Source organism: Stenotrophomonas sp. WZN-1 (genome assembly GCF_002192255.1).
Lineage (GTDB): Bacteria > Pseudomonadota > Gammaproteobacteria > Xanthomonadales > Xanthomonadaceae > Stenotrophomonas.
This window is the reverse complement of sequence record NZ_CP021768.1, coordinates 350,756-373,416: the sequence shown is the minus strand read 5'-3', so window position 1 is coordinate 373,416 and position 22,661 is coordinate 350,756. Positions and strand designations below refer to the sequence as shown.

Annotated in this window: 20 protein-coding genes; 14 read left to right on the top strand and 6 right to left on the bottom strand. The window is 68.7% G+C overall.

What is annotated here, in order from left to right; translation table 11 throughout:
• Positions 1-131: 131 nt before the first annotated feature.
• From pyrE to CCR98_RS01645, 8 genes are all read left to right on the top strand, one after another.
• Positions 132-791 (top strand): orotate phosphoribosyltransferase, encoded by a 660-nt coding sequence (gene pyrE / locus CCR98_RS01680; RefSeq protein WP_010486876.1) that lies wholly within the window; start codon positions 132-134, stop codon positions 789-791.
• Positions 792-809: 18 nt separating this feature from the next.
• Entirely contained in the window at positions 810-1,475 is a 666-nt protein-coding gene (locus CCR98_RS01675; RefSeq protein WP_014035706.1) for a hypothetical protein, read from the top strand.
• 174 nt (positions 1,476-1,649) lie between these two features.
• A complete protein-coding gene (locus tag CCR98_RS01670; protein ID WP_005407770.1) occupies positions 1,650-1,742 on the top strand; it encodes a potassium-transporting ATPase subunit F in 93 nt (30 codons plus the stop codon).
• A gap of 12 nt (positions 1,743-1,754) precedes the next feature.
• On the top strand, positions 1,755-3,464 hold the full coding sequence (gene kdpA, locus CCR98_RS01665) for a potassium-transporting ATPase subunit KdpA (RefSeq protein ID WP_087921271.1): 1,710 nt from the start codon (positions 1,755-1,757) through the stop codon (positions 3,462-3,464).
• A gap of 10 nt (positions 3,465-3,474) precedes the next feature.
• The gene (kdpB, locus tag CCR98_RS01660; protein ID WP_087921270.1) at positions 3,475-5,532 is read left to right on the top strand and encodes a potassium-transporting ATPase subunit KdpB; all 2,058 of its coding nucleotides are present in this window, start codon (positions 3,475-3,477) and stop codon (positions 5,530-5,532) included.
• Positions 5,529-6,179, top strand: coding sequence for a potassium-transporting ATPase subunit KdpC (kdpC, locus tag CCR98_RS01655; RefSeq protein WP_087921269.1), 651 nt, complete (start codon positions 5,529-5,531; stop codon positions 6,177-6,179). Before kdpB ends, kdpC begins: the two co-directional genes overlap by 4 nt.
• A 51-nt stretch (positions 6,180-6,230) precedes the next feature.
• Positions 6,231-8,891: a sensor histidine kinase KdpD gene (locus tag CCR98_RS01650; protein ID WP_087921268.1), complete on the top strand. Its 2,661-nt coding sequence runs from the start codon at positions 6,231-6,233 to the stop codon at positions 8,889-8,891.
• A complete protein-coding gene (locus tag CCR98_RS01645) occupies positions 8,872-9,585 on the top strand; it encodes a response regulator transcription factor (protein ID WP_004153862.1) in 714 nt (237 codons plus the stop codon). Before CCR98_RS01650 ends, CCR98_RS01645 begins: the two co-directional genes overlap by 20 nt.
• A gap of 299 nt (positions 9,586-9,884) precedes the next feature.
• Here CCR98_RS01645 and CCR98_RS01640 read toward each other — a convergent pair whose 3' ends face one another.
• The 3 genes from CCR98_RS01640 to coaBC are packed head-to-tail and all read right to left on the bottom strand — an operon-like array spanning position 9,885 to position 14,005.
• Positions 9,885-12,233: a phosphomannomutase/phosphoglucomutase gene (locus tag CCR98_RS01640; protein WP_087921267.1), complete on the bottom strand. Its 2,349-nt coding sequence runs from the start codon at positions 12,231-12,233 to the stop codon at positions 9,885-9,887.
• A 12-nt stretch (positions 12,234-12,245) separates the two neighbouring features.
• Entirely contained in the window at positions 12,246-12,719 is a 474-nt protein-coding gene (gene dut, locus CCR98_RS01635; RefSeq protein WP_087921266.1) for a dUTP diphosphatase, read from the bottom strand.
• Positions 12,716-14,005 carry a bifunctional phosphopantothenoylcysteine decarboxylase/phosphopantothenate--cysteine ligase CoaBC gene (gene coaBC, locus CCR98_RS01630; RefSeq protein WP_014645667.1) on the bottom strand — a complete coding sequence of 430 codons (1,290 nt, stop codon included), beginning with the start codon at positions 14,003-14,005 and terminating at the stop codon, positions 12,716-12,718. Before coaBC ends, dut begins: the two co-directional genes overlap by 4 nt.
• Before the next feature lie 199 nt (positions 14,006-14,204).
• Here coaBC and CCR98_RS01625 point away from each other — a divergent pair, with 199 nt between their 5' ends.
• The 4 genes from CCR98_RS01625 to CCR98_RS01610 all read left to right on the top strand — a co-directional run bounded on the left by CCR98_RS01625 (position 14,205) and on the right by CCR98_RS01610 (position 18,325).
• Positions 14,205-14,831 (top strand): response regulator transcription factor, encoded by a 627-nt coding sequence (locus CCR98_RS01625; protein ID WP_087921265.1) that lies wholly within the window; start codon positions 14,205-14,207, stop codon positions 14,829-14,831.
• Positions 14,832-14,901: 70 nt separating this feature from the next.
• Positions 14,902-15,606, top strand: coding sequence for a DNA repair protein RadC (radC, locus tag CCR98_RS01620; RefSeq protein ID WP_087924120.1), 705 nt, complete (start codon positions 14,902-14,904; stop codon positions 15,604-15,606).
• Between the two features lie 109 nt (positions 15,607-15,715).
• Positions 15,716-17,404, top strand: a complete 1,689-nt coding sequence (argS, locus tag CCR98_RS01615; protein WP_087921264.1) for an arginine--tRNA ligase — start codon at positions 15,716-15,718, stop codon at positions 17,402-17,404.
• Between the two features lie 21 nt (positions 17,405-17,425).
• Complete coding sequence (locus CCR98_RS01610) at positions 17,426-18,325, top strand: SPOR domain-containing protein (RefSeq protein ID WP_087921263.1); 900 nt, start codon at positions 17,426-17,428, stop codon at positions 18,323-18,325.
• A gap of 123 nt (positions 18,326-18,448) precedes the next feature.
• On the opposite strand, the gene CCR98_RS01605 is transcribed toward CCR98_RS01610, so the two are convergent.
• Complete coding sequence (locus CCR98_RS01605; protein ID WP_087921262.1) at positions 18,449-19,201, bottom strand: SDR family NAD(P)-dependent oxidoreductase; 753 nt, start codon at positions 19,199-19,201, stop codon at positions 18,449-18,451.
• A 148-nt stretch (positions 19,202-19,349) separates the two neighbouring features.
• On the opposite strand from CCR98_RS01605, the gene CCR98_RS01600 reads away from it, so the two are divergent.
• On the top strand, positions 19,350-19,817 hold the full coding sequence (locus tag CCR98_RS01600; protein ID WP_014035693.1) for a DUF1456 family protein: 468 nt from the start codon (positions 19,350-19,352) through the stop codon (positions 19,815-19,817).
• On the opposite strand, the gene CCR98_RS01595 is transcribed toward CCR98_RS01600, so the two are convergent.
• A complete protein-coding gene (locus CCR98_RS01595) occupies positions 19,786-20,673 on the bottom strand; it encodes a LysR family transcriptional regulator (RefSeq protein ID WP_087921261.1) in 888 nt (295 codons plus the stop codon). The genes CCR98_RS01600 and CCR98_RS01595 overlap by 32 nt on opposite strands.
• A 143-nt stretch (positions 20,674-20,816) precedes the next feature.
• Here CCR98_RS01595 and CCR98_RS01590 point away from each other — a divergent pair, with 143 nt between their 5' ends.
• Positions 20,817-21,965 carry an MFS transporter gene (locus CCR98_RS01590; protein WP_332455000.1) on the top strand — a complete coding sequence of 383 codons (1,149 nt, stop codon included), beginning with the start codon at positions 20,817-20,819 and terminating at the stop codon, positions 21,963-21,965.
• Here the strand turns inward: CCR98_RS01590 and CCR98_RS01585 are convergent.
• Positions 21,962-22,660 (bottom strand): TorF family putative porin, encoded by a 699-nt coding sequence (locus tag CCR98_RS01585; RefSeq protein ID WP_087921259.1) that lies wholly within the window; start codon positions 22,658-22,660, stop codon positions 21,962-21,964. The genes CCR98_RS01590 and CCR98_RS01585 overlap by 4 nt on opposite strands.
• Position 22,661: the final 1 nt, after the last annotated feature.

Here is a 22,661-nt window from a genome sequence, read left to right as displayed (position 1 = left end):
CATACCGGTTGCCCGCAGGGCTGCGCAGTCCGCCGGGCCGGGCCTGGACGGGCTTCACACGGGGCTGGACGAGCGCAAAACGCCCAGCTGGATTAGGATTTGTGCTCCAAATGAAGATGAATCGAGTTTTGATGAGCGACCACCGCCACCGTTTCCTGCAGCTGGCCCTGACTGCCGACGCCCTGCGCTTCGGGCAGTTCACCCTCAAGTCCGGCCGACTGAGCCCCTATTTCTTCAACGCCGGTCGTTTCGACTCCGGTTCGCTGCTGTCGCAGCTCGGCGCGTGCTACGCCGATGCCATCGATGCCACCGGGATCAAGTACGACGTGGTGTTCGGCCCGGCCTACAAGGGCATTCCGCTGGCTACCGCGATGGCCTGCGAGCTGGCCCAGCGTGGCCGCGACCTGCCGCTGTCGTTCAACCGCAAGGAAGCCAAGGACCATGGCGAAGGCGGCCAGCTGATCGGCGCCGACATGAATGGCAAGCGCGTGCTGATCGTTGATGACGTGATCACTGCCGGTACTGCGATCCGCGAAGCGCTGGGCATCATCCGCGCCGCCGGCGGCACTCCGGCCGGCATCGTGGTGGCCCTGGATCGCCAGGAAATCGCCTCGGAAACCGACCGTCGCTCGGCGGCGCAATCGGTGGCCGAAGAGGCCGGCATTCCGGTGATCGCCGTGGCATCGCTGGCCGATCTGCTTGATTTCGCCTCCGGCAACCCGGAACTTGTCGGTTACCGGCAGCCGCTGGAAGCCTACCGGGCCCAGTACGGCGTCCGTTCGATCCGCTGACCGACCAGGGGAAAGGTCATGTCCCGAGTTCCTGCTGTTCTCTTTGCCGGCCTGCTGCTGGCCGTGCCGTTCACCGTACCGGCGCAGTCGCGCGACGGCGGCAAGGTGGAAAAGAAGCTGTACTGCTGGAACGAGGGCAAGGAGCGGATCTGCAGTGATTCGCTGCCGGCCGATGCGGTCAATCACGCCCGCGAGGAGTTCAACGCGAAAAGCGGCCTGCGCAATGCGCAGGTCCAGCGCGCGTTGACCGACGAGGAGCGCGCCGCGGCCAGCACCGTGGCGCAGCAGCAGCAGCTGGACCTGATGGCCGAGCAGACCCGCCAGCGTACCGAGCAGGCGATGCTGTCCACCTATGGCAGCGAGGATGACCTGCGCCGGGTGTTCGCCGAACGCCAGGAAGTGCTGGACAACAACCTGAAGACCGCCGAGTACAACGTCACCAGCCTGCGCGAATCGCTGGTGGCGCTGCTGTCGGCCGCCGGTGACCGTGAACTGGCTGGCGGCAAGGTGGCCGACAAGCAGGCCGAGGCGATCCGCCAGCGGCACGTGCAGCTGCAGGCGCAACAGCGCCTGCAGGCCGGGTTCCTGCAGCAGCAGCAGGCGCTGAAGGCCGAGATCGACAGTACGCTGCAGCGCTACCGCGAACTGAAGGGCGTGGCGCAGGCCGCGGTCCCGGCGGGCTGACGACGCTGCTGCCGCCGGGCATGGCCCGACGCTGTCCGTGGCCTGGTTACGGCTTGGCCGACGGAATTTATGCACTTTTTACGCGTCGGCCCGGTCCGGCGCGTAGTGCGTTTATGGGGGGCAGGACGACGATGACGGCCTGAGGTGGAGGGGTTCCACCAGGACGCTATTGCAATGTCCCCCTGGCTGTCGTTGTTGTGTGGCGTGCTGGTGCTGGTCGCCGCCGCCTATCTTCTTTATGTCGTGCTGCGGCCCGAGTCGTTCTGAGCGGAGCCGGCCATGACTGAGATGCTTGTGATTATTGCTGCCAGCCTGCTGCTGGCGTGGCCGCTGGGCCTGTATCTGGCGCGCGTGATGCGCGGCACGCCGATGAAGGTCGACGTGCTGTTCCACTGGATCGAAAAGCCGTTGTACAAGGTGTTCGGCGTCGATCCTTCACGCGCGATGTCCTGGCGCGGCTATGTGCTGGCCTTCGTGCTGAGCAACGTGGTGGTCGCGGTGCTGACCCAGGCGGTGTTCATGACCCAGGCCTGGTTGCCACTGAACCCGGACCAGATCCCGAACATGCGCTGGGACACCGCGCTGCACACGATGATCTCGTTCCTGACCAACACCAACCAGCAGCATTATTCGGGCCAGGCGCAGCTGTCCTACCTCTCGCAGATGACCGGCATCACCGGCCTGCAGGTGGTGACGCCGATGATGGGCCTGGCGCTGGCGGTGGCGACCCTGCGCGCGTTGTTCTCGCGTGCGCCGCAGGCTGCGGCGGCCACCGGCAGCGGCGATGACCGCCAGGTGGCGGTAGGCAACTACTATGTGGACGTGGTGCGCCTGTGCGTGCGCTTCCTGCTGCCGCTGTGCCTGGTATGGACCCTGCTGCTGACCAGCCAGGGCGTGCCGTCGACGATGGCCGGTGGCCCACGGGCCACGCCGATCGATGCCAGCGCCGGCATGGCCGAACAGAAGCTGCCGCTGGGCCCGGTGGCGGCGATGGTCGCGGCCAAGCAGCTGGGAGCCAATGGTGGCGGCTGGTACGGCCCGAACAGCAGCTTCCCGCTGGAGAACCCGACCCCGCTGTCAAACGCGCTGGAAATCGTTGGCATCCTGCTGGTGCCGATGGCGGTGATCTTCATGATCGGCGCGTTCACCGGCCGGCGTCGCTTCGGCGCCCTGGTGTTCAGCTGCATGCTGGGCATGTCGCTGCTGTCCACCGGCGCGATGATGTGGAGCGAAGGGCATAGCGCCAGCGCCGCCACGCCGCTGCTGATGGAAGGCAAGGAGGTGCGCTTCGGCGCCGACGGCACTGCGCTGTGGGCGGCGGTGACCACTCAGGTCTCCAACGGCTCGGTCAACGGCATGCATGACTCGCTGGCGCCGCTGAGTGGCGGCATCGCGATGGTCAACATGCTGGTCAGCGCGATCTGGGGCGGCATTGGCTGCGGCCTGCAGCAGTTCATCGTGTACCTGCTGCTGGGCGTGTTCCTGGCCGGGTTGATGACCGGGCGTACGCCGGAACTGTTCGGCCGCAAGCTGGAGACGCCACAGGTGCGCCTGCTGGCCCTGCTGGTACTGCTGCAGCCGATCACCCTGCTGGTGTTCACTGCGATCACCCTGGCCGTGCCCGGCCTGGCAGGCACCTCCAACCCCGGCTTCCATGGCATCAGCCAGGTCTTCTACGAGTATGTCTCGGCCTACGCCAACAACGGTTCGGGCTTCGAAGGGCTGGGTGACGCCACGCTGTGGTGGAACCTGAGCTGCTCGCTGGTACTGCTGCTGGGCCGCTTCCCGCTGCTGATCATTCCGCTGGTAGTGGCCGCACAGCTGGCTGCCAAGCGCCAGGCCCCGGAGTCTGCCGGCAGCCTGCAGATCGAAACCCCGACCTTCGCCCTGACCCTGGTCTCGGTGATCGTCATCCTGACCGTGCTGCAGTTCATGCCGGCGCTGGTACTCGGCCCGATCGCCGACCACCTGAGCCTGGGACTGCACTAAGGACACCCTGATGAGTACCCAAGCAAGTTCAACCCGTAGTACCCATGCACCGCGCCCCGCCCTGCTTGATGGCGCCGGCCTGCGCCGTGCGCTGGTCGAAGCGGTGCGCAAGCTGTCGCCGATGCATCTGGTGCGCAGCCCGGTGATGGCGGTGGTGATGGCCGGCACGATCGTCGCCGCGATCGTCACCCTGACCGGCAATGCGCCGCTGGGCTTCGGCCTGGCGGTGACCGCGATCCTGCTGGTGACCGTGCTGTTCGGCAACTTCGCCGAAGCCGTGGCCGAAGCGCGTGGTCGTGGACAAGCCGCCTCGCTGCGCCGTGCCCGCCAGGACCTGGTGGCACGCCGGCTGGCGGCGCCGCAGCCGGGTGCCGCAGAAGCCCAGCTGCCGGCCGCCGAGCTGCGCCCGGGCGACCATGTGATCGTCAGTGCCGGTGAGCTGGTGCCGGCCGATGGCGAGATCGTGCAGGGCCTGGCCACCATCAACGAAGCGGCAGTGACCGGCGAATCGGCGCCGGTGCTGCGCGAGGCCGGCACCGACCGCTCCGGCGTGATCGGCGGCACCAAGGTGCTGTCTGACCAGATCATCGTGCGGGTAACCGCCGAGCCGGGCCACAGCTTCCTGGACCGGATGATCGCGCTGGTGGAAGGTGCCAACCGCCAGAAGACCCCCAACGAAATCGCGCTGACCCTGCTGCTGGCGGCAATGACGCTGACCTTCCTGGTGGTGGTGGCCACGTTGCCGGCCATTGGTGCCGCCGTCGGCGTCAAGGTCGATCCGCTGCTGCTGATCGCGCTGCTGGTGTGCCTGATCCCGACCACCATCGGCGGCCTGCTGCCGGCCATCGGCATCGCCGGCATGAACCGAGCGCTGGCCGCCAACGTGCTGGCCAAGTCGGGCAAGGCGGTGGAAGTGGCCGGCGACGTCGACGTGCTGCTGCTCGACAAGACCGGCACCATTACCTACGGCGACCGCCAGGCCAGCCACTTCCATCCGCTGGCCGGCATCGACGCCAGCCAGCTGCGCGAGGCGGCGCTGCTGTCCTCGCTGGCCGACCCGACCCCGGAAGGGAAGTCGATCGTGCGCCTGGCGCGCGAACAGGGCTGCGCCACCGCCGAGCCGGACCATGCCGAGTACCTGGCCTTCAGTGCGCAGACCCGCATGTCTGGCGTGGATCTGGAACATGGCCGGCAGATCCGCAAGGGCGCCGCCGATGCGATCCGTGCCCACGTGCAGGCGTTGGGCGGCAGCGTGCCGGCTGAACTGGCCGGACGCGTCGAGCAGGTCGCGCGCAATGGTGCCACCCCGCTGGTGGTGGCCGAGGGCCGCCATGTGCTGGGCGTGATCGAGCTGTCGGACGTGGTCAAGCACGGCATGCGCGAAAAGTTCGCGCAGCTGCGGGCGATGGGTATCCGCACGGTGATGATCACCGGCGACAACCCGCTGACCGCCGCCGCCATCGCGGCCGAGGCCGGCGTTGATGACTACATCGCCGAAGCCCGTCCGGAAGACAAGCTGGCGCGCATCCGCCAGGAGCAGGCCGGCGGCCGCCTGGTGGCGATGGTCGGCGATGGCACCAACGACGCCCCGGCGCTGGCACAGGCCGACATCGGCCTGGCGATGAACTCCGGCACGCAGGCGGCGAAGGAGGCCGGCAACATGGTCGACCTCGATTCGGACCCAGCCAAGCTGCTGGCGGTGGTGGAAGTGGGCAAGCAGCAGCTGATCACCCGCGGCGCGCTGACCACCTTCTCGCTGGCCAACGACGTCTCCAAGTACTTCGCGATCCTGCCGGCGCTGTTCGCTGCGGCCGTGCCGGCCATGGCCGCACTGAACGTGATGCAGCTGTCGAGCCCGCGCAACGCGGTGCTGGCGGCGCTGATCTTCAACGCCCTGGTGATTCCCGCCCTGATCCCGCTCGCCCTGCGTGGCGTGCGCTTCCGGCCGGCCACCGCCACCGCGCTGCTGCGCCGGAACATGCTGGTGTACGGCCTCGGCGGCGTACTGCTGCCGTTCGCGGCGATCAAGCTGATCGACCTCCTTCTTGTCCTGGTATTCGGCGCATGAACCGTTCTGCTTCCACCTCCACCTCCCTGTCCCGCGAAGCGAAAGCCGAGGCCCGCGTGGCCAGCCTGCAGGATGGCGCCAGCTGGCGCCCGGCGATCGGCCTGGGCCTGGCCACCCTGCTGCTGGCCGGCGCGGTCTACGCCGGCATCGCCACCGGTTTCGCCGGCCTGGCCTACCCCACCCAGGCCGAAGGCAGCCTGCTGCGCGATGGCAGCGGCCAGGTGCGCGGCTCGGCATGGTTGTCGCAGCCGTTCACCGGTGACGGCTACTTCCAGGCACGTCCGTCGGCAGCCAACTACGACCCGATGGCCGCGGCCGGTTCCAACATGGCGCGCAGCAACCCGGCCCTGGCCGAGCGTGTTGCGGCCAGCACGGCTGTAGTGGCCGCACGCGAAGGTGTCACCCCGGCACAGGTGCCAGCGGACCTGGTCACCCAGTCCGCCGGCGGACTGGATCCACAGCTGTCGCTGGCGGCGGCGCAGCTGCAGGTGGCACGCGTGGCACGTGCCCGTGGCCTGCCGGTGGAGCGCGTGCAGGCCCTCGTGCAGGCGCACACCGAAGGACGCCAGTGGGGCCTGTTCGGCCAGCCGCGGGTGAACGTGGTGACGCTGAACTTCGCGCTGGACCATGCGGCCAAGGTGCCGTGATGCCGGCCTGCATCGGCTGCGCGCACAATGGCGGCCATGACAGCGGCCCCCATGACTGATGCACGAACCCGCCAGGCCGATGCCCTGGTCGAAGGCCTGCAACGCGAAGCCGGCGGCAAGCTGACCGTATTCCTTGGCGCGGCGCCGGGCGTGGGCAAGACCTACACCATGCTGACCCGCGCGCAGGAACAGCTGCGCCGCGGCGTTGATCTGGTGGTGGGGCTGGTGGAAACCCATGGTCGTGCCGATACCCAGGCGCTGCTGGAAGGCCTGCCGCAACTGTCGCTGAAGGAAGTGGCCTACCACGGCCACACCCTGCAGGAGATGGACCTGGATGCCGTGCTGGCACGGCATCCGGCGCTGGTGCTGGTGGACGAACTGGCCCATCGCAATGCGCCCGGCAGCCGCCATGAGCGGCGCTGGCAGGATGTGATGGAGCTGCTGGATGCCGGCATCGACGTCTGGACCACGGTCAACATCCAGCATCTGGAAAGCCTCAACGACGTGGTGATGCGGATCACCGGCGTGCGCGTCAGCGAGACCGTGCCGGACGGCGTGCTCGACCGCCTGCACGACATCGTGCTGGTCGACCTGCCGCCGCGCGAACTGATCGCGCGTCTGCAGCAGGGCAAGGTGTATGTGCCGGAACAGGCCGCGCAGGCCCTGCAGGCGTTCTTCTCGCCGGCCAACCTGACCGCGCTGCGCGAGCTGGCCATGCAGGAAGCCGCCGACCGCGTCGACAGCAGCCTGCGCGAAGCACGGGCGGCACGCGGCGAGAGCAACCTGCCGCTGCGGCGTGGCGTGCTGGTGGCCATTGATGGCGGCGGCCAGAGCGAATACCTGGTGCGGGTGGCGCGACGCATCGCCGAGCGCCGCGATGCGCCGTGGACGGTAGTGACCGTGCAGGGCCGGCGCCAGGACGAGGCGACCCGGCGCGAAATCGATGCGGCCTTTGCACTGGCACGACGGCTGGGCGGCGACGCCGAACTGCTGCACGGATCGAGCATCGCCGATGCCCTGCTCGACCATGCCGCACACAACGGCGTATCGACCCTGGTACTGGGCCGGACCCGTGAACGGCCGCTGGCGCGGATGTTCAACCGCACCCTGACCCAGCAGCTGATACAGCGCGGTGCACATTACGAGATCACCATCATCAGCACCCCGCAGGCACGTGCGCGCTCGCGCCGCGAGGGCCTGCTGCCGCCGGTGCGCGGTATCAGCTACGAGCCGGCGCAGGCGCTGATCGCCACCGCACTGGCCTGCGCAGTGGCGTGGCTGGCCGAGCGCTGGGTGGGCATGGCCGACCTGTCGATGGTGTTCATCGTGGCGGTGGTAGTGGTGGCCGCGCGCACGCGCGCCAGCGTGGCGGTGATGGCGGCGATCCTGTGTTTCCTCGCCTACAACTTCCTGTTCATCGCACCCCGCTTCACCTTCGCCATCGGCGCACGCCAGGGCGTGATCACCGTGTTCCTGTTCCTGGCCGCTGCACTGGTAGCGGGGCGCCTGGCTTCGCGCCTGCGCATGCAGGTGATCGCGCTGCGTGCGGCCAACCGCCATGCACGTGCGCGCCAGCAGCTGGGCCGTCAGCTGGCCAGCGCCGCTGGCAACGGCGAGGTGGCACAGGCGGGTCGGCATGCCTTGGAGCAGGCGATGGATGTGCCGGCCTGGCTGCGGATCGGCGCGGACACTGCCGCCGGTGGCCGCAGCCTACCCGGCGATACCGACCTGGCTGCCGCCGACTGGGCGCTGCGCCACGGCCAGCCCAGTGGCCGCTTCACCGACACCCTGGCCGGTGCGCAGTGGTGGTTCCTGCCGCTGCTGGATGGCGAAGACCGCGCGATCGGCGTGGCCGGCCTGTACCTGCCTGGCGCACAGGCGCGCCTGCTGCCCGAACAGCGGCAGCTGGCCGAAGCGATGGTCGACGACATCGCCCAGGCCGCGCTGCGCACGCGGCTGGTGGCCGAACTGGAGCAGGCGCACGTCAGCAACGAGACCGAGCGACTGCGCTCGGCGCTGCTCTCCTCGGTGTCGCACGACCTGCGCTCGCCACTGGCGGCGATGATCGGTTCGGCCGACAGCCTGGCCAGCTACGGTGCGGCGATGGATACGGCTGATCGCCGTGCCCTGCTGGACACCATCCTGGTCGAGGGCGAACGGCTGGACCGCTACATCCAGAACCTGCTGGACATGACCCGGCTCGGCCACGAAGGGCTGAAGATCAACCGCGACTGGATCGGCGTGGACGAGCTGATCGGCTCGGCCGCGCGGCGCCTGCAGCGCTACCAGCCCAAGGTGCGGCTGGAGCTGGACATTCCGTCCACGCTGGCGCCGATCTGGGTACACCCGGCACTGGTCGAACAAGCCGTGTTCAACGTGATGGAGAACGCGGCCAAGTTCTCGCCGCCCGACGCCGCGGTGCAGGTACAGGCGCGTGAACTGGACGGCCAGCTGCGCATCGACGTGATCGATGCCGGCCCCGGCATTCCCGACGACGAGCGTGCGCGCATCTTCGACATGTTCTACAGCGTCGAGCGCGGCGACCGCGGTCGCCACGGCACCGGCCTGGGCCTGACCATCTGCCAGGGCATGATCGGTGCGCATGGTGGCAGCGTGCAGGCGCTGCCCGGGCGCGACGGTCGCGGTACCCTGATCCGCATCACCCTGCCCCTGCTCAAGCCAGCCTCCCACGATGAGCCCGACCCCGATTGATGCCAGCGTACCGGCCGCGCGCGTGCTGGTGATCGATGATGAAACCCAGATCCGCCGGTTCCTGGACATCAGCCTGCGCGCGCAGGGCTACCAGGTGCGGCAGGCCGCCACCGGCCAGGAAGGCCTGCAGCTGGCCGCCAGCGAGGACATGGATCTGGTGATCCTGGATATCGGCCTGCCAGACATGGAAGGCCACGAGGTGCTGGAACAGCTGCGGCAGTGGAGCCAGGTGCCGGTGATCATGCTGACCGTGCGTGCGGGAGAGGCCGAGAAGGTGCGCGCACTGGACACCGGCGCCAACGACTACGTGACCAAGCCGTTCGGCACGCAGGAACTGATGGCGCGGGTGCGGGCGCTGCTGCGCACGCGTAGCGTGCCCAGTGATGGCACGCCGCCGGTATTCGACGATGGCCATCTGCATGTGGACCTGGTGCGCCGTGAGGTGGCGCTGGATGGCGAGCCGGTTGCATTGACCCGCAAGGAGTACGCGCTGCTGTCGCTGCTGCTGCGCAACGCCGGGCGGGTGGTGACCCAGCCCCAGATCCTGCAGGAGATCTGGGGCCCGACCCACCAGCACGACACCCACTACCTGCGCATCCTGGTCGGCAAGCTGCGGCACAAGCTGGGCGATTCAGCGCTGGATTCGCGCTACCTGTTCACCGAACCGGGCGTGGGCTTGCGGTTCAAGGGGTGAGGGTATGCCGACCAACCGTCGGCACCCACCAAAGCAAATTCGGAAGAGCATCCACGCATGGCGTGGATCTACTGTGTCGACCAAGGTCGACACCTACCAACAGCTCCAGGAAATTGTCAGGGATGGGGCGGTGTCGGAGTGCGGGGTGTCAGCCGCATGGATGCGGCTGCCAAGCCTGCACGGACGTACTTGCGGCGTCCCCGCACTCCGACACCGCCCCATCATCCCGCGGATAGCCCGCATTTGATGTTGCTGTTGCCTCTTGCTTCGGCGGGTGCCGGGCGCTGCCCGGCCCCACCTCAGAACCCCAGCGGGGTGTCGCCCAGCACCGGGTGCAGCTGGCTGCGGAACAGTGCCTTGATGCGCTCCAGTGCGGCCTCGTCGTTGCCTTCGAACCGCAGCACCAGCACCGGCGTGGTGTTGGAGGCACGCACCAGGCCCCAGCCATCGGCGAAGTCCACGCGCAGGCCATCGATGGTCGACAGGCGGCCCCCCACATACGGGTTGTCCGGCGACTGCGCCGCCGCCACCAGCATCGCCACCAGCGCATGCGGCGTGCCTTCGGCCACCGGCACCTTCAGTTCCGGCGTGGCGACCATTTCCGGTAGTTCGCCCAGCACTTCGTCCGGGGTTTCCTCGCGCTGGGCCAGGATCTCCAGCAGGCGCGCAGCGGCGTACAGGCCGTCATCGAAACCGAACCAGCGTTCCTTGAAGAAGAAGTGGCCGCTCATCTCACCGGCCAGCTCGGCATCGGTCTCGCGCATCTTCGCCTTCATCAGCGAATGCCCGGTCTTCCACATGAGCGGGCTGCCACCGTTGCGCAGCACGTGGTCGGACAGCTTGCCGGTGCACTTCACGTCGTAGATCACCATCGCGCCCGGATTGCGCATCAGCACATCGGCAGCGAACAGCATCAGCAGGCGATCGGCGTAGATGATCCTGCCTTCGCCGGTGACCACGCCCAGCCGGTCGCCGTCGCCATCGAACGCCACGCCGAGGTCGGCGCCGAAGCGCTTGACCGTCTGCACCAGGTCTTCCAGGTTGGCCGGCTCGCTCGGATCGGGGTGATGATTCGGGAAGGTGCCGTCGACGTCGCAGTACAGCGGGATGACGTCGGCGCCGATCGCTTCCAGCAGCTGCGGCGCCAGTGCGCCGGCCACGCCATTGCCGGCATCGGCCACGACCTTCAGCGGACGGTCCAGCTGCACGTCATCGGCGATGCGCTGGATGTAGTCGGCACTGACATCGCGCTGCTGGTAGTCACCCGGCTCGGCGGCCTGCACCAGGCGGCCCTCGACAATGCGCTGGTAGAGATCGGTGATGGCATCGCCGGACAGCGTCTCGCCGCCGATGACCACCTTGAAGCCGTTGTATTCGGGTGGGTTGTGGCTGCCGGTGACCGCCACGCAGGTACCGGTACGCAGATGGAAGGCGGCGTAGTACACGAGCGGGGTCGGCGCCAGGCCGATGTCGATCACCGCGCAGCCGGCACGGCGCAGGCCTTCGGCCAGCCCGGCGGTAAGCTCGGGCCCGGACAGGCGGCCATCGCGACCGATCACCACCTCGCGCAGCCCCTGCTCCAACGCCACGGTGCCGATGGCCTGGCCGATCAGCGCCGCAGTCTTCGGTGTCAGTTCGCTGCCTACCACGCCGCGGATGTCGTAGGCACGGAAAATACCGGCAGCCAGTTCTTCGGCCGGCACCGGCGGTGGCGGCGGTGGCGTGGCATCGCCACTGCTGGCCACGGCGGCCACCGGTGGCGGCGCCTGCTGCAGGCTCTCGCTCAGGGTCGGGCCATGGTCGGCCTCGGACGCGGTGGCGCGGCGTGGCAGCGGCAGCGACTTCGGCAGTCGGCCGCGCCCCACCACCAGCAACACGGCAATGAACGCCAGCAGCAACGCAACAATGGCGCTGGCCAGTGCGCCCAGGCCGAGCGGACCGGCTTCGACATTCGGCACCGACGCGACCAGCCGCAGCGGTGTACCAGCAACCGGGCGCGCCAGGGCTTCCGCACTTTCGGCCAGGCCCGCGTCGCCCTGGGTGACCAGATCGAACCCACCCTGGCGCAGGCCAAGGAAGCCGGCGGACGGCGCGCGCACCTGGTCCAGCGGCGAGGTCAGCCGCAGCAGCGGTTGGCGGACATAGACGACGGCCGGCCCCAGGCTGCCCAGCTGCACCGGCGCGGCCAGGCCCAGGCGGTTGCCGCCGCCGTCGCGGACCACGCGCAGGCTTGGCTTGGCCTCAGCCAGCGCCGCTTCCAGCAGCGCCAGGCGGGCATACCCGAAAGTGGCCGGATCGGCATAGGCGTTGGCCAGATCGGCCGTCAGCACTTCGACCTGCTCGACCCCGGTCCAGCTCTCGCGAACGGCCAGCGCCGCTGCAGCGGCATCGCCGGCCTGCAGCGCCTGCTGCACGCGATCGTTCTTCAACTGCTGCTGCAGCTGCTGCAACTGGCCCGCAGCAGCCTGCTGCAGGCCCTGCACGGCCTGGTCACGCGCCTCTTCCAGCGCCTGCCCGTTGGCCTCCTGCCGCCATTGCTGCACCGCGCTCCATCCGAACCAGCCGGCCAACAGGATCAACAACACCCCCAGTAGAGGTGCACTGCGACCCAACGACCGTCCCCGCTGTCCTTCCCCGATGCCGCTCATCGATGTCCCCTGTCAACGCACCCCGGTATGGCCGAATCCACCCGCGCCCCGCACGCTGTCGGTGAAAGTATCCACCACCTGCAGGCTCACGCGGGCGATCGGAACCACCACCAGCTGGGCGATACGATCGCCCGGCTCGATGGTGAAGGCTTCGCGGCCACGGTTCCAGACGCTGATCAGCAGCGGCCCCTGGTAGTCGGCATCGATCAGGCCGGTGCCGTTGCCCAGCACGATGCCATGCCGATGGCCCAGCCCGGAACGCGGCAGGATCACCGCGCACAGGTTCGGGTCGGCAATGTGGATGGCCAGGCCGCTGGGCACCAGCGCGGTGTCGCCCGGCTGCAGGGTCAGCGCGGTATCCAGCGCCGCGCGCAGGTCCATGCCCGCGCTGGCCTCGGTGGCGTACGCCGGCAGCGGCCAGCTGTCGCCGAAGCGCGGATCGAGCAGCTTGACCTGCAGCGGGTGGGAAAGGGGGGCCTGGGTCATGCCTGGAGTCTCCGCGCGATCAGCGCCAGCAGTTGTTCGGCCAGCTCGCGCTTGGAGGTGGCCGGGAATACCTGTTCACCGTCCTGCCAGAAGGCAGTGGCGGCATTGTTGTCACTCTCGAAACCACCGCCGCTGATGCCGACCTGGTTGGCGATCACCAGGTCCAGGCGCTTGTCGACCAGCTTGCCGCGTGCGTATTTCTCCACGTCGTGGGTCTCGGCGGCGAAGCCGACCACCAGCTTCAGCGACTGCGTCTGTGCAGCGACTTCGGCGAGGATGTCCGGCGTGCGCACCAGCTCGATCACCAGCGACTGGCTGTCGGCGGTCTTCTTCAGCTTCTGCGCGGCGACCTGCCGCGGCGTGTAGTCGGACACCGCGGCGGCACCGATATAGATGTCGGCGGGCAGCGACTTCAGTACGGCATCGCGCATCTGCGCGGCCGAGCGCACGTCGATGCGCTGCACGCCCGGCGGCGTCGGCAGCTGTACCGGACCGCTGACCAGCACCACCTGCGCGCCCAGCGCGGCAGCAGCGGCGGCCAGGGCAAAGCCCATCTTGCCGCTGCTGCGGTTGCCGACGTAACGCACCGGATCGATGTCTTCGTACGTCGGGCCGGCACTGATCAGCAGGCGCAGCCCTTGCAGGGCGCGGGTTTCCGGCGCGGCAACCGTCGCAGCGGCGCCGCCATTGGCCGCCAGCGCAGCCACGATGTCGCCGGGTTCGGCCAGCCGGCCGGGACCGGATTCACCCTCGGCCAGCGGGCCGTCGACCGGGCCGATCACCTGCGCGCCGCGCTGGCGCAGCAGGGCGATGTTGGCCTGGGTGGCCGGATGCAGCCACATGCGGTGGTTCATCGCCGGGCAGATCGTCAGCGGTGCGGTGCTGGCCAGGCAGAGCGTGCTGACCAGGTCATCGGCGTGGCCCTGGGCCAGCCGGGCCAGCAGATCGGCCGTTCCCGGCGCGACCACGATGCGGTCGGCCCAGCGGGCCAGCTCGATGTGGCCCATGGCCTGTTCGGCGGCGCTGTCCCACAGCGTGGTGCGGGTCGGCTGCCCGGATAGGGCCTGGAAGCTGAGGGGGGTGACGAACTGCTGGGCGCCGGCGGTCATCGCCACCTGCACCTGGGCGCCCGCGTCGCGCAGGCGTCGCACCAGTTCCAGGGCCTTGTAGGCCGCGATCCCGCCTCCGACGCACAACAACAGTTTCTGGCCTTCCAGCGCGCGGCCGGGCGCGGGGGAAGCGTTGGGGGAGTCAGCCACCTGGAATTCCTGTGCAAACGAGGGCATTAGCTTACCCGATGGTCGGTAATGTCCCGGTGCACAGCGCACATAGCGGGCGGCTATCAGCAGATGGGACTTGCACCACAGCGCTTCCGGGGTTCAAGCCACTGCGATTCGGAACTTTCCTATACCTGTAGGCCGGCCACGTTTGCAGAATCGTCAGTGGCCACCGCAGGTGTGCCGTTTCGCTTTTCGAGGATCCCGCGTGCACCCGCGCATCATCATCGCCGACGACCATCCTGTCGTCCTGCACGGCATCCGCATCGTGCTGCAGACCCACCTGATGGAGGTCGTCGGCAGCGCGCGCGACGGCGCCCAGCTGCTGCAGCTGGTCGAGCACCACGGCTGCGACGCGGTGCTGACCGACCTCTCCATGCCGGGCACCGGCCCGGATGGCCCGGAACTAATCGCTGAACTGCGCGCACGCCACCCGGGCATGCCCGTGGTGGTGCTTACCGGCGCCCGCCACCCCGGCCTGCTCGATGGCCTGCTGCGCGAGGGTGTCAGCGGCCTGGTCGACAAGTGCGCCGATTTCGGCGAGCTGCCACAGGCCTTGAACGCGGCCATGGCAGGGCAGGTGTTCGTCTCGCAGCAGCTGCGCCACCACCTGGAGGCGCGCGACCTGCTGTTCGCGCGCGAACCGGCGGCGCTGTCGGCGCGCGAGCAGGAAGTGCTGGACCTCCTGGCCGCCGGGCTGAAGGTGAAGGCCATCGCCGTCCACTGCGGCCGCAGCCCGAAGACGATCAGCCGGCAGAAGGCCGAGGCCAAGCGCAAGCTGGGGTTGCAGAACAACCAGGAGCTGTTCGCCTATCTGCAGTCGCGGCGCGACTGAGGCAACAGCCTACCCGGGCGTGCGCCCTGCCCTGATGGGAAGCATCACCGGCGCTGGCGATGATGCAGGCATGCCCATCCATGACTGGCCCGAACAGGAACGTCCCCGCGAGAAGCTGATCGCACGCGGCCCCGCCACGCTGTCCGACGCAGAGCTGCTGGCGCTGTTCCTCGGCTCTGGCTTCGGTGGACGCGACGCGGTGCAGACCGCGCGCGACCTGCTGCAGGCGCATGGTCCCCTGCGCGTGCTGCTGGACCGCCCGGCCCGCGAGCTGGCCCGGTTGCCGGGGCTGGGCCCCGCGCGAAGCTGTGCACTGGCCGCCGGGCTGGAGCTGGCCCATCGCTACCTGGCCGCCGAGCTTCAGCAGGGGGAGGCGGTCGGCAACAACCCGGCCGCGGTCGGCCGCTACCTGCAGCACCGCCTGCGCGGCCAGGCCCGCGAGATCTTCATGGCGCTGTTCCTGGACAACCGCCACCGCCTGATCGCCTGCGAGGAGCTGTTCCAGGGCACCATCAATGCCGCCCCGGTCTATCCCCGCGAGGTGGTGCGGCGAGCCCTGCTGCACAATGCGGCAGCGGTGATCCTCAGCCACAATCATCCTTCCGGCGACCCCGAGCCCTCCGGCGCCGATACCCGCATCACCGATGAACTGCAGCAGGCGCTGGCACTGGTGGACGTGCGCCTGCTGGACCACTTCGTGGTCGGCGAGGGCCGCCCCGTTTCGTTTGCTGAACGGGGCCTGCTGTCCTTGCCCCAGCCGCGCCTGTTCGGCTGAACGGCCCTGGCCAGGGGCGGGCGCCCCCGCAGGCATGTTCTGGTCAGCGTTGGCGCGGGTATCTGCGCTAAAATGGGCGATTCCGCCGCTCATTCTCACAGCAGGCCTCGTGAAAAATCTCCTCCGCGCCCTGATCAGCCAAGGCATCGAAGCCTTGCGCGCCAATGGCACCCTGCCCGCCGACTCCCTGCCGCCGGACTTCGTGGTCGAGCGCCCGAAGACCCGTGACCACGGCGACTTCGCCACCAACGCCGCGATGCTGCTGGCCAAGGCCGCGCGCAGCAATCCGCGCGCACTGGCACAGGCACTGGTCGAGGCGCTGCCGCGCAGCGAGGACGTCAGCAAGGTCGAGATCGCCGGCCCCGGCTTCATCAACTTCCATCTGGCCCCGGCCGCGTACCAGCGCGAAACCGCCTCGGTCATCAAGGAAGCCCACGACTACGGCCGCAACCTGTCCGGCAATGGCCGCACGGTGGGCGTGGAGTATGTGTCGGCCAATCCGACCGGCCCGCTGCATGTCGGCCATGGCCGCGCAGCGGCCATCGGCGACTGCGTGGCCCGCGTGCTCGATGCCAACGGCTGGAACGCCAAGCGCGAGTTCTACTACAACGACGCCGGCGTGCAGATCGAGAACCTGGCGCTGTCCACCCAGGCGCGGATCAAGGGCATCGCACCCGACCAGGACGGCTGGCCGGAAGGCGGCTACCGCGGTGAATACATCGCCGACGTCGCCCGCGCCTACATGGCCGGCGCCAGCGTCGATCTGGAAGGCAGCACCGTGGTCGGCGCCAAGGACCCGGACGACATGCAGGCGATCCGCCGTTTCGCAGTGGCTTACCTGCGCAACGAGCAGAACCTGGACCTGGCTGCGTTCGGTGTCGACTTCGACATCTACTTCCTGGAAAGCTCGCTGTACGCCGACGGCAAGGTCGCCGAAGCGGTGGCCAAGCTGCAGGCATCCGGCCACACCTATGAAGAAGGCGGCGCGCTGTGGCTGCGCAGCACCGACTTCGGTGACGACAAGGACCGCGTGATGCGCAAGTCCGACGGCACCTTCACCTACTTCGTGCCGGACGTGGCCTACCACCTGTCCAAGTGGCAGCGCGGCTACGAGCGCGCGATCACCGAACTGGGCGCCGACCACCATGGCTCGCTGGCGCGCGTGCGCGCCGGCCTGCAGGCGATGGAAGTGGGCATCCCGCAGGGCTGGCCGGAATACGTGCTGCACCAGATGGTCACGGTCATGCGTGGCGGCGAGGAAGTGAAGCTGTCCAAGCGTGCCGGCAGTTACTTCACCCTGCGCGACCTGATCGAGGAAGCCGGCCGCGATGCGACCCGCTGGTTCCTGATCGCGCGCAAGCCTGATTCGCAGCTGACCTTCGACATCGACCTGGCCCGCCAGCAGAGCAACGACAACCCGGTGTTCTACGTGCAGTACGCGCACGCCCGTGTCTGCAGCCTGCTGCGCCAGGCGCAGGAAAAAGGCCTGGTGTACGAGCAGGGCAATGGCCTGGCCAACCTCGGCCGCCTGGCCGACGATGCCTCGCTGGTGTTGATGAACGAGATCTCGCGGTATCCGGAGGTGGTGGAAGCGGCCGGCGTGGCGCTGGAGCCGCACCTGGTGGCGCAGTACCTGCGTGAATTGGCGCACGCCTTCCACACGTGGTATCACGGGACGCCGGTGCTGGTGGACGACGCCACCGATCGCAACGCCAAGCTGACCCTGGCCTGCGCGGCGCGCCAGGTGCTGGCCAACGGCCTCGAACTCCTGGGCGTGAGCGCCCCGGAAAAAATGTAAGCATCAGGAGACGCAGTACACATGGCAGCACGACGCGGCAAAACCCAGGCACGACGCAACAGCAGCAGCCAGGGCACACCCGGATGGGTGTGGCTGGTGGCCGGTGTGGCGATCGCCGCCGTGGTGTTCCTGGCGGCGCCGAACCTGTTCAAGGGCGAAGGCGACGGCTTCCTGCGCGCCGGTCCGCAGCCGAATCCGAACGCGCAGCCGGCCCCGGTTGCTGATGCCGACAGCGATGTCGGCAGCCAGCCAGCCGCGCAGCCGGCCACGCCGAAGCCGGCCGAACCGGAGAAGCCCGCCGCGACGCAGTACGACTTCTACACCCTGCTGCCGGGCAAGGAAGTGGAAATGTCCGACGCCGAACTGGCCGCCAGCGCGCGCGCCGAGGACCAGCGCCGGGCCAAGGCCGAAGCGTCGCGCGCGCAGGCCGCACTGGAAGGCAAGCCGGTGCCGCCGGCGAGCACGGCCACGCCGGCACCGACCGCAACGTCCAGCGTCGCCAGCACCGCACCGGTGACCGCAACCAACCGTCCGCTGCCGGCACCGCTGAGCGAGCGCCCGGCCGCGGCAACCCCGCCGGCCAGCACCGCACCAGCGTCGGCCAGCACGGCGGCCGCCACCCCGGCGCCGCGCGCGGAAACCGCGCCCACCGCGCCGGCGACCACGGCCGCACCGGCGGCCGCCGACAGCGCGCGTTACATCCTGCAGGCAGGTGCCTTCGGTGCATCCGGCGACGCCGAAGCCACCAAGGCCAAGCTGGCCATGATGGGCCTGGCGGCACGCGTGGAGTCGGCGCAGATCAACGGCAAGACCGTGTACCGCGTGCGCATGGGGCCGTACGGCAGCGCCGGCGAACTGTCTGAAGCGAAGCAGAAGCTGGATGGCACCGGCCTGCAGGCGATGGCGATCAAGGCGCAGTGACGTTCTGCGGGACTGCATGAAGAAAGCCGGGCATTGCCCGGCTTTTTTTTGCCTGTGTAGAGCCGAGCCTATGCTCGGCTTCTGTTGAAAGCAGTCGAGCATGGCTCGACTCTACACACGGCGTCAGCCCTCGCGGGCGACCTGGAACCCGGCGAACGACTGGCTGACCGGCATCAGCTCCAGGCGATTGATGTTCAGGTGCGGTGGCAGCGTGGCCACCCAGAAGATCTGTTCGGCGATGTCTTCGGCGGTCATCGGATTGGCACCGCTGTACAGCTTGTCCGATGCATTCTGGTCGCCATGGGTGCGGACCACGGTGAACTCGGTCTCGGCCATGCCCGGCTCGATCGTGGTCACGCGCACGCCGGTACCGTGCAGGTCCGAGCGCAGGCCCAGCGAGAACTGGCTGACGAAGGCCTTGGTGCCACCGTAGGCGTTGCCGCCCGGGTACGGGTAGACGCCGGCCACCGACGAGATGTTGATGATCGCGCCCTTGCGCTCCACCAGCTGCGGCAGCAGGCGATGGGTCAGGGTCACCAGCGCGGTGATGTTGGTGTCGATCATCGTGGTCCAGTCCGACAGCTTGGCGCTCTGCGCCGGCGCGGTGCCCTGTGCCAGGCCGGCGTTGTTGACCAGCAGATCGATCTCGCCGAAGGCCGGCGGCAGCGCCAGCAGGGCCGCCTCCATCGCCAGCGGATCGCGGATGTCGAAGGCGGCGGCGTGCACCACGTCCTTGCCGTAGCGCTCGACCAGCGGCTGCAGGCGCTCGCCGCGGCGGCCAGTGGCGATCACCTTCCAGCCGGCCTGGGCGAAGCGGTGAACGGCGGCGGCGCCGAAGCCGGACGTGGCGCCGGTAATCAGGACAGTGCGGGTCATCAGGCAACTCCAGGGGGAAAACCAGACCCCCATTCTGGCACCGTCGGTTGGCCGCTGTATTGCCGGATCGGCCAGATCCGGGGTCAGATCCCTCTGCTCCGCAAAGGTATCTGACCCCACCCGTCGGGGTGACCGGTACAATTGCGCCATGATCAACAATGATGTCCTGCGCAGCGTGCGCTACTCCCTGGACCTGGGTGACCAGCACGTGGTGACCCTGTGCCAGATGGCCGACCCGGCCTTCGCCGTGGATACCGAACAGGTGAAGGCCTGGCTGCGCCGCGAGGACGAAGCCGGTTTCGAGGCGATGAACGACAGCGCGCTGGCCCACTTCCTCGATGGCCTGATCGTGCACCTGCGCGGTCGCGACGAGAGCCAGCCGCAGCGTGCGGTGGAAACCCGCATCGACAACAACCTGGTGCTGAAGAAGCTGCGCGTGGCCTTCCAGCTGCGCGACGTGGACCTGATGGAGATCTTCGCCAGCGCCGGCTTCAACGTGTCCAAGTCGGAAGTCGGCGCGCTGTTCCGCCAGCCCGGCCACGCCAACTACCGGCGCTGCCTGGACCAGATGCTGCGCAACTTCCTCAAGGGCCTGAGCCTGCGCCTGCGCGGCTGAGCACGGCCTCGACAAACGCCCGCGCCGCCGGTGTCGGCAACCGCTGCCAGACCAGGTGCACGCGCCGGGTCGGGGTCGGCTCCAGTGGAATCTGAACCACGCCCTGGAAACCTTCGGCGATCAACGCCGGCACGATGCCAACCGCCAGCCCATGGCGGACGAAGCGCTCGACCAGTTCCATCAGGTTGACCTCGAAACGCACCGAATGCGGCAGGCCAGCGGCGGCGAAGGCATCGTCGGTCTGCCGGCGCGCACCGGTACCACGCGGGAAGTCCACCAGCGCTTCATCCTGCAGCGCGGTCAAGGGCAACCGTTCGCGCCCGGCCAGCGGGTGCGATGGCGCCAGCACCGCCACCAGATCCTCCTCCTGCAGCATGCGGTGACAGACCCCGTCCAGTGCTGCCGACGGCGCCAGACCGACCAGCGCCACGTCCAGCGCACGTGACTGCACCTGCGCGATGAGGTCCTCGCTCTTGTCCACCCGCAACTGGAACTCCACCTGCGGGTGCACCTGCTGGAAGGCCGCCAGCATCGCCACGACGTCGATGCCGGTCAGCGAAGAGATCTGCCCGATGGCCAGCAACCCGCGCACCTCGCCACTGACGGCCGCCACGTCGGCGCGCAGATGGCGCAGGCTGGCCAGCACCTGGCGTGCGTGCACCAGCAGCGCCTCGCCGGCGGCGGTGGCCCGCACCTGGCGCGGCAGGCGCTCGAACAGCGTTGTGCCCAGTTCCTGCTCAAGATGGGCGATCTGGTGACTGAGCGCGGACTGCACCACATGGCAGCGCTCAGCGGCACGTGTGAAATTGCCCTCTTCGGCCAGCGCCACGGCGAATTCGAGCTGCTTGAGATTCACGCAACCATCTCATTTTCAGATGACAGGGATGATGATGATTCATTTCCATCATGACCGCAGCAGGCGGACACTGTGCACCCCGCTTCCTGGAACACCGCGTGAGCCCGTCCCTTCCCCCTCTGCACCGCTGGCAGGTGCTGCTGATGTCGGTCGCCACCGGCGTGGCCGTGGCCAGCAACTACTATGCGCAACCGCTGCTGCACACCATCGCAGATGCCTTCGGCGTGCCGTTCGGCCAGGTCGGCATGGTGGTCACCGCTGCGCAGCTGAGCTATGCCGCCGGACTGATCCTGCTGGTGCCGCTGGGTGACCTCTTCGAACGCCGCCGCCTGATCGTGGTGATGAGCCTGCTGTCGGCTGGCGGCCTGGTGATCAGTGCGTGCGCACCGTCGCTGGCCTGGTTGCTGGTGGGCACCGCGATCACCGGCCTGTTTTCGGTGGTGGCGCAGGTACTGGTGCCATTCGCCGCCACGCTGGCCGCGCCGGAACATCGTGGCCGCGTGGTCGGCACATTGATGAGTGGCCTGCTGCTGGGCATCCTGCTGGCGCGTACCGTGGCCGGCCTGCTTTCCAGCCTGGGCGACTGGCGCCTCGTGTATGCGATCGCCGCCGGCACCCTGGTGCTGACCGCACTGGCATTGCAGCGCGGGCTGCCGCGATTCCATCACAGTGCCGGCCTCGGCTATTTCGCATTGCTGCGCTCGATCGGCGTGCTGTTCGTGCAGGAGCCGGTGCTGCGCCAGCGCACCCTGCTGGGTGCCTGCAGCTTCGCCATGTTCGCGATCTTCTGGACTCCGCTCGCGTTTCTGCTGGCGCAGCCGCCCTACGCCTACAGCGATGCCACCATTGGCCTGTTCGGGCTGGTCGGTGCCGCCGGCACGCTGGCTGCGGGCCTGGCCGGGCGCATGTCCGACCGTGGCCAGACCGGTCGTGCCACCGCCATCGCGCTGGTGCTGTTGCTGCTGTCATGGCTGCCGCTGGGACTGTCGGCCCACTCGCTGCTGGCGCTGCTGGTTGGCGTGGTGGTGCTGGACCTGGCCGCACAGCTGCTGCACGTCAGCAACCAGAACCTGATCTACGCGCTGCAGCCTGCGGCACGCAACCGGCTCAATGCCGGCTACATGACTGGCTACTTCATCGGCGGTTCGCTGGGCTCGCTGCTGTCGGCACAGATCTACCAGCGCTTCGGCTGGACCGGCGTCTGCGCGGCCGGTGCCGCAGTAGCCGTGCTGGCCCTGCTGCTGTGGCTGCCCGGCGCGCTGCGTGCGCGCCAGGCGGTATCGTCGAACTAGAAGCTGCCCTGCAGCGCCAGCTCCCAGCGCCCGCCGGCGTTGCCCGGGAACAGGCGCTTGGCCGCGCTGTCGGTGTCATGCACGGTGGCGCGCAGCTCCCATGCTGGAGCCAGCGTGGCAATGGCACTGAGCTGGCCATGCAGGTAGTCCGGGCCCTGTGCGGTGGCCAGCCAGTACTGGCCCACCGCCGCTTCCAGGCGGACGCGTTCGTGCAACGGCACGCGCACGCCCAGCTGGGCGTAGGTGCCACGATGGCCGCCGGCCAGTGCGTCGTTGGAATGCGCGACCTGCAGCCAGGCACGCTGCTTCCAGGTCACGGTGGTGTTGAGCTCGGTCCAGTCCAGCGCGCGGCCGGTACCCGGATACATGTAGCGGGTCAGGTTGGCATCCAGCGTCCAGTCCGGTGCCAGCGCGCCGGACCAGCCCGCCACCAGGTCGAACTCGCTGCGCGCGCCATTGTCCGGTTTGAACGAAACGTTGGACCCCCAGACGCTGGCATTCCAGCCCGACGGGATCGAGATCTTCGCGCCGGCCTGCACCGCTGGGTCGCCATCGCTCTGCGAGCTGCCGCGCCACACGTAATCGCTGGTCAATGCAGCACTGCCACTGACCTGCACCTGTGCCTGCGCGGTGCCCATGCCAAGCAGCCCTGCCAGGGCGGCCACCACCGCCGCCATCATCCCCTTGCTGTTCACT

Coding starts and splice junctions, on each gene's coding strand:
- CCR98_RS01600 (WP_014035693.1), top strand. CDS start 19,350: ATGATCAACAATGATGTCCTGCGCAGCGTGCGCTACTCCCTGGACCTG.
- CCR98_RS01590 (WP_332455000.1), top strand. CDS start 20,817: ATGTCGGTCGCCACCGGCGTGGCCGTGGCCAGCAACTACTATGCGCAA.
- CCR98_RS01670 (WP_005407770.1), top strand. CDS start 1,650: ATGTCCCCCTGGCTGTCGTTGTTGTGTGGCGTGCTGGTGCTGGTCGCC.
- CCR98_RS01675 (WP_014035706.1), top strand. CDS start 810: ATGTCCCGAGTTCCTGCTGTTCTCTTTGCCGGCCTGCTGCTGGCCGTG.
- kdpB (WP_087921270.1), top strand. CDS start 3,475: ATGAGTACCCAAGCAAGTTCAACCCGTAGTACCCATGCACCGCGCCCC.
- CCR98_RS01645 (WP_004153862.1), top strand. CDS start 8,872: ATGAGCCCGACCCCGATTGATGCCAGCGTACCGGCCGCGCGCGTGCTG.
- CCR98_RS01610 (WP_087921263.1), top strand. CDS start 17,426: ATGGCAGCACGACGCGGCAAAACCCAGGCACGACGCAACAGCAGCAGC.
- pyrE (WP_010486876.1), top strand. CDS start 132: ATGAGCGACCACCGCCACCGTTTCCTGCAGCTGGCCCTGACTGCCGAC.
- dut (WP_087921266.1), bottom strand. CDS start 12,719: ATGACCCAGGCCCCCCTTTCCCACCCGCTGCAGGTCAAGCTGCTCGAT.
- CCR98_RS01640 (WP_087921267.1), bottom strand. CDS start 12,233: ATGAGCGGCATCGGGGAAGGACAGCGGGGACGGTCGTTGGGTCGCAGT.
- CCR98_RS01605 (WP_087921262.1), bottom strand. CDS start 19,201: ATGACCCGCACTGTCCTGATTACCGGCGCCACGTCCGGCTTCGGCGCC.
- CCR98_RS01650 (WP_087921268.1), top strand. CDS start 6,231: ATGACTGATGCACGAACCCGCCAGGCCGATGCCCTGGTCGAAGGCCTG.
- kdpA (WP_087921271.1), top strand. CDS start 1,755: ATGACTGAGATGCTTGTGATTATTGCTGCCAGCCTGCTGCTGGCGTGG.
- kdpC (WP_087921269.1), top strand. CDS start 5,529: ATGAACCGTTCTGCTTCCACCTCCACCTCCCTGTCCCGCGAAGCGAAA.
- coaBC (WP_014645667.1), bottom strand. CDS start 14,005: ATGCCCTCGTTTGCACAGGAATTCCAGGTGGCTGACTCCCCCAACGCT.
- radC (WP_087924120.1), top strand. CDS start 14,902: ATGCCCATCCATGACTGGCCCGAACAGGAACGTCCCCGCGAGAAGCTG.